Annotated in this window: 13 protein-coding genes; 2 read left to right on the forward strand and 11 right to left on the reverse strand. The window is 33.0% G+C overall.

Annotation, left to right across the window (positions count from 1 at the left end):
• Window positions 1-25 precede the first annotated feature (25 nt).
• Complete coding sequence (locus tag ACQ0RB_RS05815) at window positions 26-1,129, reverse strand: DUF2911 domain-containing protein (protein ID WP_430497159.1); 1,104 nt, start codon at window positions 1,127-1,129, stop codon at window positions 26-28.
• Between the two features lie 143 nt (window positions 1,130-1,272).
• Between ACQ0RB_RS05815 and ACQ0RB_RS05820 the strand changes: the two genes are divergently transcribed.
• Window positions 1,273-2,262, forward strand: a complete 990-nt coding sequence (locus ACQ0RB_RS05820; protein ID WP_134200216.1) for a helix-turn-helix domain-containing protein — start codon at window positions 1,273-1,275, stop codon at window positions 2,260-2,262.
• Between the two features lie 563 nt (window positions 2,263-2,825).
• Here the strand turns inward: ACQ0RB_RS05820 and ACQ0RB_RS05825 are convergent.
• The 4 genes from ACQ0RB_RS05825 to ACQ0RB_RS05840 form a co-directional block, all read right to left on the reverse strand.
• Window positions 2,826-5,750 (reverse strand): leucine-rich repeat domain-containing protein, encoded by a 2,925-nt coding sequence (locus tag ACQ0RB_RS05825; RefSeq protein ID WP_430497161.1) that lies wholly within the window; start codon window positions 5,748-5,750, stop codon window positions 2,826-2,828.
• A 34-nt stretch (window positions 5,751-5,784) separates the two neighbouring features.
• Window positions 5,785-6,567 carry a lipocalin family protein gene (locus ACQ0RB_RS05830; RefSeq protein ID WP_430497162.1) on the reverse strand — a complete coding sequence of 261 codons (783 nt, stop codon included), beginning with the start codon at window positions 6,565-6,567 and terminating at the stop codon, window positions 5,785-5,787.
• A gap of 82 nt (window positions 6,568-6,649) precedes the next feature.
• A complete protein-coding gene (locus ACQ0RB_RS05835; RefSeq protein WP_430497164.1) occupies window positions 6,650-7,903 on the reverse strand; it encodes a Kelch repeat-containing protein in 1,254 nt (417 codons plus the stop codon).
• A 5-nt stretch (window positions 7,904-7,908) separates the two neighbouring features.
• Window positions 7,909-9,156, reverse strand: coding sequence for a T9SS type A sorting domain-containing protein (locus ACQ0RB_RS05840; RefSeq protein WP_430497166.1), 1,248 nt, complete (start codon window positions 9,154-9,156; stop codon window positions 7,909-7,911).
• 225 nt (window positions 9,157-9,381) lie between these two features.
• Between ACQ0RB_RS05840 and ACQ0RB_RS05845 the strand changes: the two genes are divergently transcribed.
• A complete protein-coding gene (locus ACQ0RB_RS05845) occupies window positions 9,382-12,147 on the forward strand; it encodes a hybrid sensor histidine kinase/response regulator transcription factor (RefSeq protein WP_430497168.1) in 2,766 nt (921 codons plus the stop codon).
• Window positions 12,148-12,536: 389 nt separating this feature from the next.
• Here ACQ0RB_RS05845 and ACQ0RB_RS05850 read toward each other — a convergent pair whose 3' ends face one another.
• The 6 genes from ACQ0RB_RS05850 to merTP all read right to left on the reverse strand — a co-directional run bounded on the left by ACQ0RB_RS05850 (window position 12,537) and on the right by merTP (window position 17,796).
• The gene (locus ACQ0RB_RS05850) at window positions 12,537-13,178 is read right to left on the reverse strand and encodes a DUF6266 family protein (RefSeq protein ID WP_072349409.1); all 642 of its coding nucleotides are present in this window, start codon (window positions 13,176-13,178) and stop codon (window positions 12,537-12,539) included.
• An 88-nt stretch (window positions 13,179-13,266) separates the two neighbouring features.
• Window positions 13,267-13,740, reverse strand: coding sequence for a DUF6943 family protein (locus tag ACQ0RB_RS05855; RefSeq protein ID WP_430497171.1), 474 nt, complete (start codon window positions 13,738-13,740; stop codon window positions 13,267-13,269).
• Between the two features lie 231 nt (window positions 13,741-13,971).
• Entirely contained in the window at window positions 13,972-14,268 is a 297-nt protein-coding gene (locus ACQ0RB_RS05860) for a helix-turn-helix domain-containing protein (RefSeq protein ID WP_223077120.1), read from the reverse strand.
• Window positions 14,269-15,038: 770 nt separating this feature from the next.
• Window positions 15,039-16,985, reverse strand: coding sequence for a heavy metal translocating P-type ATPase (locus tag ACQ0RB_RS05865; RefSeq protein ID WP_430497173.1), 1,947 nt, complete (start codon window positions 16,983-16,985; stop codon window positions 15,039-15,041).
• 11 nt (window positions 16,986-16,996) lie between these two features.
• Complete coding sequence (locus ACQ0RB_RS05870; RefSeq protein ID WP_084176750.1) at window positions 16,997-17,203, reverse strand: GDCCVxC domain-containing (seleno)protein; 207 nt, start codon at window positions 17,201-17,203, stop codon at window positions 16,997-16,999.
• Window positions 17,203-17,796, reverse strand: a complete 594-nt coding sequence (gene merTP, locus ACQ0RB_RS05875; protein ID WP_036122966.1) for a mercuric transport protein MerTP — start codon at window positions 17,794-17,796, stop codon at window positions 17,203-17,205. Before merTP ends, ACQ0RB_RS05870 begins: the two co-directional genes overlap by 1 nt.
• Window positions 17,797-17,818: the final 22 nt, after the last annotated feature.

A 17,818-nucleotide genomic window follows, 5' to 3' on the forward strand; every position in this document is an offset into this window, starting at 1 on the left:
CTTCCTATTTCATTCAAAGATTTCTTCAGCTTCTTGGTAATTTGTAAGTGTTATTTTCAATTTCGATAATAATTTCCTTTAATCGTGATTGAAATTGTTCTGGTGTTGTCTTTAGTGCTTTTCTGACATCTTTTAATGCCGCTTTCTTATTATTCAAAAAATATTGACTAAGCCCTCTATTTAACTCTAAAAACCACGTATCAGGATTTGATTTAAGTGAAATATTACAATATTCTAATGCATCCTGATAAAAACCATTTTGAAGCAAGAATCTGCTAAAACCATTTGCCTCATAAACTGTAGCATTCAATTGCTTTGCTTCTGCAATAGTAGTTTTAGCTTCTTCAGTTTTGTTCAACTTTGTTAACAATCTGATCTTTGTTGAGATATTTGTTAAATTCTTATCTGCTGCAAAACCTCCATAACCTCCATTTATAGAACGATTAACCCACTGCAGTGCTTCTTCTAAATTAGTGTTATGTTCTAAACACCATGATGCGGCATCATTCCATGACTGCCAATGATACGTGTTAATACCTCGCAATTCACTTCTAAAACTTTCTACAACAGTTGTATTTAAATCAACTTCTACAGTAAATGGAATTCGTTTTTCTCCCCATTCTAATCCTACAACTAAAGAACTTTCTGTTCTGTTTAAGAATTCATAATCTAATTGTTCTGATTTTGCACAAGATTCCGATGATACAGAAACCCGAAGACTAACATCATTTTCTACATCTAAATAATAACTTCCCCATTGGTCATAATTGTGTGCGAATAATAAATCATAGGTGTCACCTTTAGGTATAATATGGAATCCATATTTTCCAGATTTTAATAATTTACCTTCAATTTTCACATCTGTACTAAATTCAATAACAGTTGCCATATTAGCTCCTGCTCTCCATGGAATAGGATTACCTTGCTGTGGAATGATACCTGAGTTGTTCCAAACATCCCTACCTTTTAATGCTGGACTACTATAATCTATTGTGATTTTTGTGACTCCAAGCATTTGGCTCTCTTGAATCTTAGGGCTGGTTTGAGGTATACTTAAAGTGTGAAATTGCGCATATAGACTTATGGTGCACAACAATGTAATAGCTGAAAATACAAACGATTTATTCATTTTTAGTTTTTTTAAAATTTTAAGCTAAACTATGCTGATAAAGGTTGTTTAATCTCCTAATTCGTGAAATGTGGAGATATTTTTATGAGGATTTTAACAGAATCATTTGAAATCGAATAAATATATTTGTAAAAAAAGGTAGGATGGACACATCAATAGCGTTAATAGTTTTTTCAAGTATTGCAGTTACTTCCTGTGTCTTTTTGGCTAGTTATTTTTTGTTTATTAGGAAAGAATCCAAACTACAAGATTTGACTTTAGGACTGTTGTTCATAGCTATTGCGCTAAGAATTTTAAAGTCTATTTTTTATTATGTCTTACCAGAAATTTCGCCTATTGGAACTGCTTTAGGCTTTTTAGGTTTTGCTCTTATTGGACCTTTGACTTTTACTTATCTTTCGCTTAACAAAAACAATCATAAAATCTTAAAACCAATTCTATTATTGCATGTTTTATTCCCAGTGATTGGTTTTGTTATCATACTCATCAATAGCAATTTTGCCTATGATATGTATTTATTAGCAAACGTTAGTTTTGCTACCTATCTGGTAATATCTGCTATTACATTCATTTCAAAACCAAAAGAAAATAATTTAACCCAATGGCATAAAGCTTTGTTTTATGGTTTAGTAGCTTTATCAGCAGTATTGATTTATCAGCTTTTAGGAGAAACAATTTCTGCATATGCAACAGGTATTGCTCTTTCTTCAATAGTTATTTACTTTTTATTTTTCTATGCATTACAATCGCCTTCAGTTGTAAAAAAATCAAGTTCTAAAGTTATACCAGAAAAAATGATAAGAAAAATTACAAAGGCAATGGAAGACGACAAGATTTATTATCAACCTGGTATCACATTAGCACAATTTGCTGAAGCGATTGATGCTCCTAATTACTTAGTTTCTAGAGCTACAAAAAAAATATATAACAAAAGTTTCCCTGAAGTCATCAATAGTTTTAGAATTAAAGCTGTGAGAGATAAACTATCACAACCTGAATTCATGAACGAAAAAATTGAGGATCTCGCTTACGATGTTGGATTTAATACCTCTTCTGCTTTTTACAATGCCTTTAAAAAAGAAGTCGCTATGACACCTAGAGAATATCAAACCTCAATTATGACTAAGAATTAGAGCAAATAAAGTACTTTCAGGACTTTATAAATATTGACAACACTATTACTTCCCGATACAGAAAGTAAAACTATTTATTTAATAAGGTTTTAAAAACAATAAGTACAAATTTGGTACACTAAAAAATTAAAATAAATCAAATTTTATTTTCTTAAAATACTATTAACTTTTGCAAAATCCCCAAACTTAGTCCTTTACTAGTATAAATAAGAAAGAAAAAAATCAAATCAAATATAACCTTATTCTTTTCAGATAATAACATGATCATTAATTTTTAAATATGGATATCTTTATTCTAATTTTGATAAATAATAACTACTGTCATAGTATAACAATGAACTTTTTCATGATTTTATTTAACTCTAATTGAGTTAATACCTTTCCTCATTTAGATCTTTGATTTCATTCTTTTACATAAAAAAGTGAAATTATCGTCATTTAACAGAAGTGTTAAGCCAAGAAGACTATTGCTATATATAATGTAAATCTTATTTTAAAACTTTTTTATTGGTTAAAATGTAATTTCTCTTGCTATATTTTTTTGTAAACATTAGTCAACATGTTTAATATTTAATAATCTTTTTGCAAAACGAATTGTTTTTACTTCTTAAAAAATACATATCAGACGGCAAGTCATTAAAATCAATCGTTGTATTTCCATCTACTTTTACAGTCTTTAAAAGTTGTCCTTGCACATTATACAGCTGAAAGGTTAAAGGTGTTTTTGATGTAATGGTTAAATACTCTTCCACTGGGTTTGGATACATCTTAAGTGCATCTATAGTTGTTGTTTCTATTCCCAACGTTGAGCAGCTATCACTATAAGAAGCCGTAGCATCTTTCTCCCAACTACTACCGGTTGGTGGTGTAAATCCATTATCTATTTGAATACAGGTTAAACTCGGGTTGTTTTGCGCTTGAAACAGGTTAAAATTGGTGTTGTTGGCATTGGCAACATTTAAGCCGTGTAAATTGTTGTTATAGCAGCTTAAAGTGTATAAGTCGCCATTAAGCGATACATCTAAAACTAATAAGTCGTTATCGGTACAATATAAACGTTCTAAATATTGGTTTTGATCTACATCCAAAACCGTAAGCTGATTATTACTACAATCTAAATATGTAAGTTGGGTATTATTACTTACATCTATAACTTGTAATTGGTTTTGAAAGCAGTACAAGGTTTCCAAGTTTGCATTTTGAGAAACATCTAAAGCTGTGAGCTGATTGGCAGCACAGTTCAATTCTTCTAACGCTGAAAAATCCTGAATACCATTTAAATTACCAATATTTTTGTTATAGACATTTAGTGTGGTAACAGTATTAATATTGCTTGTTAATACTTGTCCATTTATTACGGTATCGTAACCCAAATCTATAAGCACTTGCTCAAAATTAACATCAGGAATGGCTGTATACGAAGGAGTACAATCTTCAGAAAAAACGGTTACCCCATTTATTCCAGAACTTAAAATTGCATTGGCATAAGTGACATCGTCAACCTCAACACAACTTAAATTAGGATTGTCTTTTGCATCAAAATAAGAAAAGTTGGTATTGTTCCCATTTTTAATGTTAAGTGATGTGAGTTGATTGTCTGAACAAACAAGTGTTACTAACTGTTCATTTTGGCTTACATCTAGTGCTGTGAGTTGATTATTTGTACAATAAAGCAATTCAAGATTTGTGTTTTGACTTACATTTAAGGATGTTAGTGCATTTACATAAGTATATAAAGTTGTTAAATTGCTGTTTTGACTTACATCTAAGGCTGTTAGAGCGTTTTGATCACAATTCAAAGTTATTAAATTGCTGTTTTGACTTACATCTAAAGCCGTAAGATTGTTTTTAGAACAGCTTAGATACTGTAACATTTCAAAATCTTGAATGCCTGTTAAGTCTGAAATCGAGAGATTTGAAACATTTAAATACGTTATCGCCTTAATACTGGCTGTTAAAACCTGCCCATCAATAGCAGTGTCAATTCCTAAATCTATCAGGGCTTGTTCGAAGTTGGAATCTGGAATGGCTGTATAATAATCAGAGCAAGTTTCAGAAAACGATGCCGTGGCATCAATGTTAGTCCAATTTGTTGTTGCATAATTGGCATCATCTACATTGGTACAGCTTAAATCAGGATTGTTTAATGTGTTGAAATATGTAATTTGACTATTGTTGCCATTTTTCACATCCAATGCTTTCAATTGGTTATTGTCGCAACGCAACCAACTCAAGCTAGAAGTCTGGCTTAAATCTAAAGCAGTAAGTTCATTACCATAACAATTTAATATTTGTAATGTGGTATTGTTTTGTAAACTAATAGTTTCTATATAATTATTAAAACAATGCAACTCTTCAAGCACATTGTCCAAACCAAAATACAGATAAGAAATTTGATTATTGTAACACGATAACGTCTTTAGGTTAGAGCTGTTTTGAAAATCATAAATATACAAGTCTGTGATTTGGTTGTTATAGCACGAAAGCGTTTCTAAATTAGGATTGCTTCTTACGTCCAAAACCGATAAAGAATTGTTTTCACAAGCCAAAGTTTCCAAGGCTGTAAAATCTTCTATACCACTTAAGGTTACAATGTTTTTAGAGCTTACATCCAGCGATGTTATGGTATTAATATGATGTGTTAATACGAAATTATTCAAAACATCGTCGTATCCCAAATCTATAAGCACTTGCTCAAAATTGTCATCTGGAATGTAAGAGTAATAGCCTAGACAATAACCAGAAAAACTTGTTGTTGTATCAATATTGGTCCAATTGGTTGTAGAATATGCTGCATTATCTACCTGAATGCACGACAAGTTTGGTGAATTAGTGGCATCAAAAAACGTTATCAAGTTGTTGGTGCTGTTTTTCACGTTTAAGGTTGTTAAGTGAGCACTGCCATTAACATCCAAATGTGCTAAATTAATGTTTTGACTCACATCCAAAACTTCTAATGAATTCCAATATATTACGAGGTACTCAAGATTGATGTTATTGCTCACATCCAAGCTGGTAAATGGGTTGTTGGCACAACGTAAATCGACCAAATTAGTGTTTTGACTTATATCCAAAGCTGTTAAGTCATTTCCCGTTAACCACAAACGTTCCAATGCTGTATTCTGTGAAATGTTTATTGAGGTGAGCTCATTAGACATACATCGTAATTCGGTTAAATTGGTGTTTTGACTTAAGTTTAAGTTAGTCAATAAATTATTGGTAACACTTAAAAACTCAAGCGCTGAAAAATCTTCTATCCCTGCTAAATTGGTTAGATTCTTACTTTCTACATCAAGACTTGTCACTGTGTTTATGTTGGCAGTTAAAACTTGACCATCCAAAACGGTATCGTAGCCCAAGTCTATAAGCGCTTGCTCAAAATTAGCATCGGGAATGTTCGTGATTTGCGCAGAAGCATAAATCCCAATCATACAAGCAATCGTTGCCAGTATGCTTTTATTTGACAAATAATGTATTATTGTTTTCATTGTAAGCTGTTTTTAATGTTGTGTATGGAGGTGATTAGCCTTCGGTTTTATCTAAAACAATTGTTGATGTAGTCCCATTAGCCGTAATTTGAAGTATCAGTTCATTTTCGGTAAGTGAGATAATGGTAAATGTACTTGCTGTACTACCGCTAAAAGTGAAATCTATCTCGGTATCACTTAATACTTCATACGTCCCTGAACCTGTGCCACCTGATTGAACAACACAGTTATCATTGCTATCTAAATCGTGTATTTCCTGAATAAAAGTGTTTTCAGAAAAAAAGCGTATAAAGCTCTTTTTATAACAGGCGTTATGTGCAGGAGATTCAAAATACCATTTCCCGTCACCAGCAGTTAGTTTTTCCTTAGTGGTTGGTTCGCGCACGTAGTTTCCTGGGGTTTTATCTAATGTAAGCTCTCCGCCTGTTGGATATTGTAAAACCAATTCATTTTCTGTAATTGAAATTATAGGATAAACATCTGCTCCCGAATCGTTATTAAATACTATCTTATTATCGTCGGTAACTTCAAAAGTGTTTGCCTGTTGGCTTTGTTGCGTACAATCATTATTGGCATCTATATCATTTATTTCTCTTTCAAAAGTTTGGTTAGGCTTAAACTTATAAAAACTTGTTTTAATACATTCATTATAAATTGCTCCAGAAGACGCTTCAAAAAACCATATTCCATCACCGGCTGTTAGTTTTTCCATAGTGGTTGGTTCTAGAAGTTGTTGTGAAACATCATCGTCTTTGCTACAGTTAAATAGATTTATTGTTAAGACAAACAGTATGATTAGGCCAATTATCTTGTTCATTAATATTTTGTTTAGTATGTACTTTATTGTTTCCATTGTTTTCATATTTAAGTAGATTAAAGTTTATTGTGTAAATAAGAGTTTAGTTTATAGACCAAACATCACTTAAAAAACCTGTTCCAGTATCATCATCGCCTCCAATGACCCATATTTTATTGTTGAATACGGTAGATGTATGCCCATAGCGTTCGGTAAATGTGGCGTGTTCTACAGCTTGGTGCCAATTGGCTCCATCATTGCTATACCAAATGTCGTTTTTATTATTGCCGTCATCTCCACCTATTACCCAAAGCTTATCCCTAAAGACAACTGCAGTTTGGCTGTATCTAGGCGAAAACTCTGCTGAAGTAGCAACCTCTGTCCAGGTTATGCCATCGCTACTTGACCAAACATCATTTTTGGCGTTGCCATCACTTCCGGAAACAATCCATATTTTATTATTAAAAGTAACAGCAGAAAACGAGTGTCTTCCCGAAAACTGTGCCGATGCCGTAACTTCTGTCCAAGTTACACCGTCGCTGCTAGACCAAACGCTGTTGTTATTACCATTGACGTCGGTTCCGCCAATGACCCAAAGTTTGTTATCAAATACCAAAGCTTGGTGCTTACTGCGTGCTGTAAATGCTGAATTATTGGTTACTTCTGTCCAAGTTATACCGTCTGTAGAAGACCAAACATCATTGGTTTCATTGGTGCCATCATAACCTCCAATAACCCAAAGTTTATTATTGAATACGGTAACAGTATGCCCCCAACGACCAGAAAAATCAGCATTGCTATTTACTTCTGTCCACGTAACACCATCAGTAGAAGACCAAACGTCATTTTCATCTTCACCATTATGGTTGTCGCCACCAATAACCCAAAGCTTATTGTTAAACGACACCGCTTGATGAAAACGCCTAGGAATAAACCCAGCGCTATTAGTTACTTCAACGGCAAGATTTATCCCACGAGTTGTAAAACTAAATACGTTTGAACTCTCTGTACTCGCTTGTCCATCAGTTGCTACAACCTTCCAATAATAAGTGGTGTAATGACTCAAAGGTTCTGTTATTTCAAATCCTGTTTCAGTTATATTGTCTTGAACAAGTTTTGTTGGCGGATTTTGAGTATCCATATACAAACTATAAGTTACGGTATCACCATCTGGATCTATGGATTCTAACCAATCAAAGGTTGGTAACAAATCTACGCTTGTTGCATTATTAGGCATAACTGATAAACTGAATACTTGTGGAGCTTGGTTTTGTTGTGAAGACGAACTGCCTTCATCACTTTTACTACATCCTGTTAATACAAATACTGTAAGGAATAATATTATAATCACTTTCATAGTCGTTATTCTTTTATGATTTTTTGAGTATATCCTGTATCAATATCTTTCAAGAGGTATAAACCAGAAGATAAGTTGGTTATATCTATGGTTTTATGTTGATTCGCTACTTCAATAGTATTTAGCAATTGCCCTTGAAGATTATATAGTTGTAAAACACAAGGTTTTGATGCTTTGATATGCAATAGGGATTGTGCTGGATTAGGATAAACCGTAAGAAAATCTGGAAGTGTTTTTGGGGCTTCTACACTCAATGTTTCGTCATCTACAAAAACTGAAAAAGCACCTGCTTCCGTACCTCCAGAAGACAGGATTTGTTGCACACCGTTTTTCCAAAGTTTAGCGACATTATGGGTACCGTTGCTTTCATAGCCTGCGATATATACATCAGGTAATGCGCCAGAAACGTATATGGATTGACCAACCCCGTTATTCGATGGCAAGTTGATAAACTGTCCACTACCATTCATCCAATATATTACCCTCTGATCACCTTGATACATGGCATAGCCTGTCACGTAAACTTGATTGTTTTTCTTGAAAACTGAATATGCATTAGATTCTAAACCAGAAAGTGATGAGGGTACACCATTGACCCATATTTTTGCAACTGGCCAACTTGTAGAATCTAAACTAACAGTTTCATAGCCAACAACATAAACGTCACCACCCGTAACAAAAATACCATTAGCCCGAGCATCCTGACCGCCGTCGGTAAGAACAAATTCGTTTCCATTTTTCCAATATTTAGCCACATCTTTACTTCCATTGTTCTCATAGCCAACTACATATACATCGCCATCAGATACAAACACCGAGTTAGCCGATGAAGAATTAGAGCCATTTGTTAAAGATTGTGCCACCCCATCAACCCATAGTGTAGCTGTTGAAATGGGACCATTCCAAACATAACCTGCTGCATAGCCCACACCACCTGAAACAAATACTGACAACACACCAGCACTATTAGAACCACTTGTAAGTGCTACAGGCGACCCATTTACCCAAACCGTTGCTATTTGATTAGAGACCGCTTGAGCACCACCTGCATATACATTGTTATTTTCAACAAATACAGAGTAAGCAATGGCATGATGCATACCATTGGTTAGTGGTGGTTGTGAGGCTCCATTTTTCCAAACTTTTGCCACATTTTTGGTGCCATTGTTTTCAAACCCGCACACATACACATCTTGTGCAACAACTGTTACTGATATTAGCATTATTAAAAATAAAGTAGTAATTGTTTTCATAATTTTAAGTCTTTAAATAATTGAATGGTTAATTTGAGATGCTGTTCAACTTTGAACAAAACTGGATACAAAATTAGCCGCTATGCGTTGTCTCAACTTTCAATTATTGGACATCGTACATCTCAAAACAGACACCCTAACGCTTTTTAGACATCAACCGACTCAAAACGGACACCAAAACACTAATATGCTGTATTTTAGTATCTTTGAACAAGTAATATCACTATGAAAATTAAAACCCTACTATCTATTATTTGTTTAATGCTATTTCAAACCATTTGGTCACAGCAATTAATTCCAGATTCTTTAACTCAAAAATCTGTTGAAGACAAGATTGTTTTTTTAAATGGTAAAGGACAAAAGCAAAATGCTATCGATTCCTCTAATATTTATTTTAATGAAGCCCTAAAACTTGCCAAGACTTGCGATTGTGATTCGCTTTTGTTGTTAACACATTTCAAAAAGGCCAATAATTCAATTATGAAAGGGAGTTTTGATCAAGGTTTAAGACATCTTAAAGTATTAGACAGTCAACTTTTAAAGATACCTAATAAAATATTTGAATTCAGAAAAGAAACACTTTATGCTTATGCTTATAATCTAAAAGATGAAGACAATAAAGCTTTAAAACATTTAGAAACAGCTTTATATTTAGCTAAAGAATTGAAAGATTCAACTCGTATCGCAGCAGCTTACAACAATCTTGGAAATAATTTTTTTACTGTAAATAAAGAGAAAGCAAGAAATTATTTCCACCGAGCATTGAGAATTTATAAACGACATAACAGCCCTAAAGAAAATTTAAGAGTGGCTTATCAAAACCTCGCAAAGACATCAACAAAACTTGATAGTATTAATTATTATTCAAATCTCTCATTCCATAATATTACAGATACAACCAATGCTGTTACCATGATTCATTTTTATATTAATAAAGCAAATGCCATGCTTAGTAATAACTATTATAAATCTGGGAAACAACCTGCTCTTCAAGCCCTTAAAAGATCTAAAGCAATACAATATGATGTGGTTACCCAAATTGCTTTGGTCATGTTGGGCATGATTGAACTAGAAGAGTCTAATCCATTTCAGGCAATTAAATATTTAGAGTCTTCATTAAAATACAAAAGTTCAGGTTTAGAGAATAAACAGTCTGCTTTAGAAGCATTAGCTAAAGCTTATAAATCGGTTAATGAATATCAAAAAGCATTGGCTATAAATGAACAATTAATGACATTGAAAGACTCTATTTACACACAAATACAATCAAGTAAATTCGCCGAATTTGATGCCAAGTTCAATCTAGCTGAAAAAGACAAGGCAATTGCCCAACAAGAACTGGAGATTGCAAGACAAAAAAACGCACGCAATCAATTAATTTTTGGTAGTATTGGCTTACTTCTCTTAGGTGGAATAGCAATTCTTTGGTTTATTAATAAACAAAAACGTAAAAAGGATCAGGTTCAAATGGAACTTGAAAAGGAGCAAGAAATCAATCAATTACGAACTAAATTTCTTGGAAACGTAGCCCACGAAATCCGAACACCTCTTACTTTAGTGTCAGGAAATTTGACTCTAGCCATTGAAAACCTAGATCATAAAACCAAAGCAAAAAAAAACCTTCAAGTAGCTTTGAATAATACAAAAAAGATAACTGACGATGCTAACGAAATACTAGAATTATTAAAGTATGAAGGCCAGAAAATGACCTTAAATATGACATCTGCTCCACTTCGAATATCATTAGAGCGTATAGTATTTTCATTTCATTCTATGGCACAAATTAAAGATGTAGAGTTAAATTATAATTCCAATATTGCTAATAAAATTATTGTGTATACTGATATCAGTAAAATTGAAAAAATTATTAACAACTTACTATCAAATGCCATTAAATATGCTCCTTCTAATTCCAAAATTATCGTTAACGACATGTTCAAAAACAATACCCTAACAATTTCAGTAACCGACTTTGGTGAAGGAATTAACTACAATGAGCAAAAAAGAATATTTGAACGCTTTTATCAATCTGAAAATGCAAGTAAAATTGGTGGTATTGGAATAGGTTTATCTCTATCAAAAGAATTTGCAGAATTTTTAAATGGTAATCTGTTAGTTGATAGTACCCCTGGAGAAGGTAGTACATTTACATTGCAACTCCCTTTACAAGTTATAGAAAATACTAGTAAAAATAGTAATGAACTACCCAAATTAATACCTCAAGAACAATCAAACTTAATTAATTCAATGATAAGAGAAAGGATTCTAATTGTTGAAGATAACCCACAAATGGCGTCTTACCTAAAAGAATTACTTGAAGATTCTTATAGTTGTGATATTGCTTTTAATGGCGAAGAAGCCTTAAACCTATTAAAAACTCAAAGTTATTCCTTGATAGCCTCAGATATTATGATGCCTAAAGTTGATGGTTTTGAGCTCCGTGAAAAAATAAATACCACAGAAAAACACAAAAACATACCATTTATTTTTATATCTGCCAAAACATTAGAGGTTGACAAAATAAAAGGGTTTTCGTTAGGCATTGCTGATTATATTGTAAAACCATTCAACAAAAATGAATTAATTGCACGAGTAAAAAACCTTTTAAAAAATAAAGCTGCACGTATACAGTGGCAACTTGAAAACACAGATCAACTATCAAAAACCGAAAGTTCGGACCAAAAACTGTTACGGAAAATTGAAAATTACGTTATTGAAAACATCGACAATGATGATTTTAAAATAAAAGAATTAGCAGACTATGTTGGGTATAGTCAACGTCAATTAGCAAGAATTATGAAACAATATACAGGAATGAGTCCCGTAAAGTTCATCTTGGAAATTAGGTTACAAAAGGCATTTGCTCATCTTCAAAACAAAACCTTCTTTACTCTTTCAGAAGTTCGTTATGCCGTTGGTATCAGTTCTTCTGCCTATTTTAATAAGAAATTTAAGGAACGGTTTGGAGTTACTCCTTCTGAACTCATTTAACGTCCTTTTTCTTTCGTTTTCTAATGGATACATTCATGTGACAAAATTTTGTACCGTTTTGTACCGCGAATTAAAAAAGGTACAAATACAGAACAAAAATAGTTAAATTAGAACAAACAGACAAAAGTTCAATTCAATAATAAAATTTTAAATAATTGTTTTTCAGTTATTTACATTGATTCATTTTGAGGCAGTTTGCTAAAGTTACTTCCCGATACAATATGTAATTTACCTTATATTTATTGGGGTTAGAGCATTTGGGCAACAAATAGGATACAAAAAACACCTAAAAAGGGTAAATTAAGGGCAATCATTAATAAATTCAATTACGAATATAGCATAAAAAAACCACTCATAAAGAGTGGTTTCATACATAAAAACATCAACCGTTAATTAGCTGTTCCAGAGCCTAAATAAACGCTGTTTGACACGGTATTACCTTCAGCAGTAATAAATGCCATAAAAAGCTCGACTGTATCACCTGCATAGGTACTTGGAATTGTAATGATTTGAGATCCTACAGTTCTATCAGCACCATCAAGAATATACATTGATTCCTTTTTACTTGGATTGTAAACTAAAATCATTGCTTTATCAGTTGCATTGGCATTACCTTCAGCAGAGTTGTCATCCCAAGTAAATTCTACTTGTCCCGCAGTTGCTAAATCTGTTGCAGGGTTCAATGCTCCAGATAGATTACCTCTACTTAATAAAGCTAAAGAATAATCTACAGTAAAGTTTGGTGCAGCTCCTGTAATCGCATTATTCAACACATAAGACATTGCTGCATTAAACTCTGTTTTTTGCACCGCATAAGATTTATACCCTTTCTTGATAAAACCTAAATTCGGTTGAAGATACTCCAAAGTAACTGTAAACTTGTTTCTTTGGTTAACTTGCCCTTCTGTTCGTGGATTTGCCACACTTGAAGGCTTAATTCTCAAATAGTCAATACCTTTCCAAGAAGCACCGACTACGTTTCCTACTTTACCTGATACACCGCCCAGGATTCCTTGTGAAATAACACCCATTGTATATAAAATTTAAAATTAATACTTGTTCGAAGTTGGTTCGGACTTGGTACGGTCTTTAACCAACACAAGTAATATATGGCAAATACTATGCTAATAGATTGATTTGGTTTTTGTTGCCTTTTGTTGCCCGATTTTGCTTTTTAGAAAATAGGTTTTGAATATATGACACCTTTAAATCTGCCATTTTTGAAATAACTTTTTGAAGTTCAGCTTCTTTTTTACAAATAGCTGAAACTATATTAATATGCTTTTGTAACTGAAATTCATCACTTAACAATGAGGTGTAACTGTTTTTTAAGGTGTTTCGGCAATCATCTATTGAGATAAACGGAATAACACTCCCTTTTAAATAATAAGCATAAAAACCGCCTATTTGTAACATCATTGATAAATGATAAAGGGTTTGTTTTTCTTCTTCGGTTGATACAGACACCACAAAACAATTAGGGCAGGGATTTATTAAAGGCTTTCCGCTGTTTTGCCCTTTGTTCAGGATAAAAAAATGAGGTTGCGAATAGGTTCTTCCGATTTGGTGTGTTTTCAGTTCAAAAGTTGACATAGCTATCCAATTTAAAATTGCTTCGCTACGCTTCGCACCATTAATTTTTTAAAAGAAAAACAATAAAAAAAGAAAGCCGTATGTTCTTGTGGCGTGGATAAGGCTGTCAAGGTTTTTGGAAAAAATACTACCCTCTTTTTTAAATAATATTGGGGTGGAGATTTTTTTCAAAACCCGTAGGGCGTGACCTTTATAGCCTTGCGCGTTGGCTGTGGTAGCCACATATATTTGCTACCTTTTTTTATGTATTTTTTGTTGTTCTAAAACATCTAATATGTCTTCTTTTTTATAAAAAATTCTGTTGCCCATACGAATTGGATTTAAAATGCCGTGTTTATTCCAGGAATGTATTGTTACTAAACTTATCTTTAAATAATCGGATACCTCTTGTCTTGTTAGGATTTCATCATTTTGTTTTTTAGATAATTCTTTAAGGTAGTTTTCAATTTTAAACATTAGTTTATCTGCTACCGCATCTGCTAATTCATCTATTGTAACCTCTGTGATTTGGATTGTTTTTGTAATCATCTTGTTTTCTTTTTAGTTAATTGATTTCCACTTTTTGGGGCATAAACTCTTAAAAAAATAGGTTACAATACGTATTTGAGCATTGGATGAAGCGGTTGTATGGGTAGCGTTTTAAATAGTTGTTTGATAAAACAGCATTTAAACAAGCTACTTATACAGGATTTATAGGCAATAGCTTTTTGTTTTTTTGAGGTACGAGAAAAAGCAATATGCTATGGCTTATTACTACATTTTATGAACCTATTTTTTTATAACCGCTGACTTGGGTGGTGGGGAAAAGTGGTCTTTTATATTTGTTAACGAAATGAAACAAACAAAGACTTGAGGTAAGGAATAATTGGACTTAACGATGGTTTTGTGCAGCTTGAATGAGATAACGAATATGCTTCATTTTAATCTAAAATTTCAAATGGTTATTGTTTCAATTTAGTTCGGATTTTTATTAAAAGTTCGGATGTGAGCGTGGGAAAAGCGGCTATTTTACATAATGGCGTTATAACTACAGCTTTGGTGATGCGGTGGGTGTAGCGGCTGCTATTATAACTACCCGTTATGTAAACATAGCTTGGGGTGGTTTTTGGTGTGAGGGATGGCAACAGCTCTTTGCTTTTTTATTGTACCACTTTTTAAAATATACCCGCAAATAAAATAAGCAATGTGCTGTGTGAGGGTTGGCAACCAAAAACTACAAGTGCGGTGGATAGCGGAACAAAACAAAAGACAGAGGATTTTGAGGTACGAAAAAACTGGGTTTTGTTTTGTGGGGACAATTACCAACTCATTCGTTGTAATCTAACTGCATTTAAAATTGCTAATAATGCTACTCCTACATCTGCAAAAACTGCTTCCCACATTGTAGCTAAACCACCTGCTCCTAAAATTAAGACAATGACTTTAACACCAAAAGCTAAAATGATATTCTGCCAAACAATTTTTCGTGTGGAACGACTTATTTTAATGGCTCTAACTACTTTTGAAGGTTGGTCGGTTTGAATGATAACGTCTGCTGTTTCAATAGCTACATCACTACCCAAACCACCCATTGCAATTCCAACGTTACTTGCTGCTAAAACAGGCGCATCGTTTATACCATCCCCTATAAATGCTACTTTATTTTCAGGATTATTTTTTAATATTTCAACTTCGTTTAACTTATCTTCTGGAAGTAAATCACCTTTTGCATTTTCGATGTTCAACTCTTTAGCGACTTGTTGAGTAATGGAATCTTTGTCACCGGAAAGCATCATAATATTTTTGATACCAACTTTTTGTAATTTGACAATTGTTTCTTTGGCATCTTCTTTTAATTCGTCTGCTATTACCACATAACCAGCAAACTTGTTATCTATTGCAACTAATACAATAGATTCTACAATATTTTCCGTTTCCGCTGGGACTTCTATATTATTAGTAATCATTAATGCTTTATTACCTACTAAAACTGTTTTACTATTTACAATTCCTTTTAATCCTTTACCTGCAATTTCAGAAACGTCTTGAGCTTCAAAATCTTCTCCTTCTGATTTATACTCTAAAATTGCTTTAGCAATTGGATGCGTGGATTGTTCTTCCATCGCCATTAAATATTGCATAAATTCGGTTTCTTTCCAATCAATTGCTTTTACTTCTTTGATTTTAAAAACACCTTTAGTTACGGTTCCTGTTTTGTCCATTACCAAAGTATTTATCTTGGTCATTGCATCTAAAAATGAAGCACCTTTAAATAATATTCCATTTTTTGAAGCTGCTCCCAATCCACCGAAATATCCTAATGGAATTGAAATCACTAACGCACAAGGACAAGATATTACCAAGAATATTAATGCTCTGTATAACCAATCTCTAAATATATAATCATCTACAAAAAAGTAAGGTATAAAAGTAACACCAATAGCCAAGAACACTACAATTGGTGTGTAGATACGAGCAAACTGTCTGATGAATAATTCTGTTTTAGATTTACGTGCTGTTGCATTTTGAACCAAGTCTAATATTCTCGCAATAGAACTGTCTTCAAACTTATTGGTTACCTCAACTTCAATAACGCTTTCCAAATTAATACTACCCGCGTAAACCTTTGCTTCTTTTTGAATGGAATCTGGTTTGCTTTCTCCTGTTAACGCAGCTGTATTTAAAGATGCTTTTTCGGATAATAAAATGCCATCCAATGGAATTTTTTCACCTACACGAATTTGAATTTTCTCTCCAATATTGACAACTTCAGGCGAAACACTTTTATAATCTCCCTCACGAAATACATTGGCTTCTTTTGGTCGAACATCTAATAAGGCTTTAATATTTCCTTTTGCTCTATTAACTGCTGCGTTTTGAAATAATTCTCCTACTGCATAAAATAGCATTACTGCAACACCTTCGGGATATTCACCAATAACAAATGCACCAATGGTTGCTATAGACATTAAAAAGAACTCTGTAAAAACATCACCTTTTTTAATACTAATCCAACCCTCTTTTACAACAGGAAACCCTACAGGAAGATATGCAATACCATACCAAGCAATACGAATCCAATCCTTAAAGAATGAAACATCAAAATAATCTAAACCTATACCAATGATAAGCATTGTAAAACTTATTATTGCAGGCACGTAGGTTTTGAATGCACTTCCATTACCGTGATTATGACCATCATTATGCGTGTGTTGCACTTCTGAATTTGGTTTTAAATCTCTTAAATTGACTTTCTTTTTTTTCATTTAGTTTTGTTTTAGCAACAACTTTTGTTTTGTTGAATTGGTGGACAAGGAACTGTACCATAAGAACAATACACACAACAATCACCTTCGTTTGGTTTTAGTACCGTTTTACAATTCTCGCACTCGTAAAAGAATTGACAAGCATTTGTTGGCATATCTTCTTCTTTTTTATGTCCGCAGTTAGGGCAAGTGATTTCCGATTTTAATATGGTTTTCATTAATTTTCTTTTTTATCAGTTACTTTATAACCTGTTGCGTTAATTGCTTTCTCAATTTCCGCTTCATTTGTTTTAGTTTTATCATACTCAATGATTGCGTTACCATTTTCGTATGATGTTTTTGAGTTTACAATTCCGTTAAGTTTATTTACTTCGTGGTTTACGTGAGCTTCACAACTGGCACAAGTCATTCCACTTATTTTATACTCTGTTGTTTTTATATTTGATTTATCAACGACAACAATTTGTTTCTCTGAATTGGGATAAAACATACTTGAGTAGTATGGGAAAGCCAACAACACTATTGCGAATACTGTTACAACACCTAAAAAGGTTTTTGACTGCATAAATTTTGGTTTTTCATCCGTTTCACATTCACAGTCTATTTCTTTTTCTGGTTTTAGTTTTTGATACCAAGCAAATAGAAGAACTACTATTGTTAGCCCTATTAAGTAAGGTCTAAATGGTTCTATCCAAGAAAAAGTTGAAGCAAATCCACTTGTTCCCGCGATTAGAGCCAAAACTGGGGCTATACAACATAATGAAGCTGTAATTGCTGTAAGCAAACTTGTTATCGCTAATTTACTTTTCATAATTACTTAATTCTTTGATTTC

Source organism: Gaetbulibacter sp. PBL-D1 (assembly GCF_050509525.1).
In the GTDB taxonomy this organism is placed as follows: domain Bacteria; phylum Bacteroidota; class Bacteroidia; order Flavobacteriales; family Flavobacteriaceae; genus Gaetbulibacter_B; species Gaetbulibacter_B jejuensis.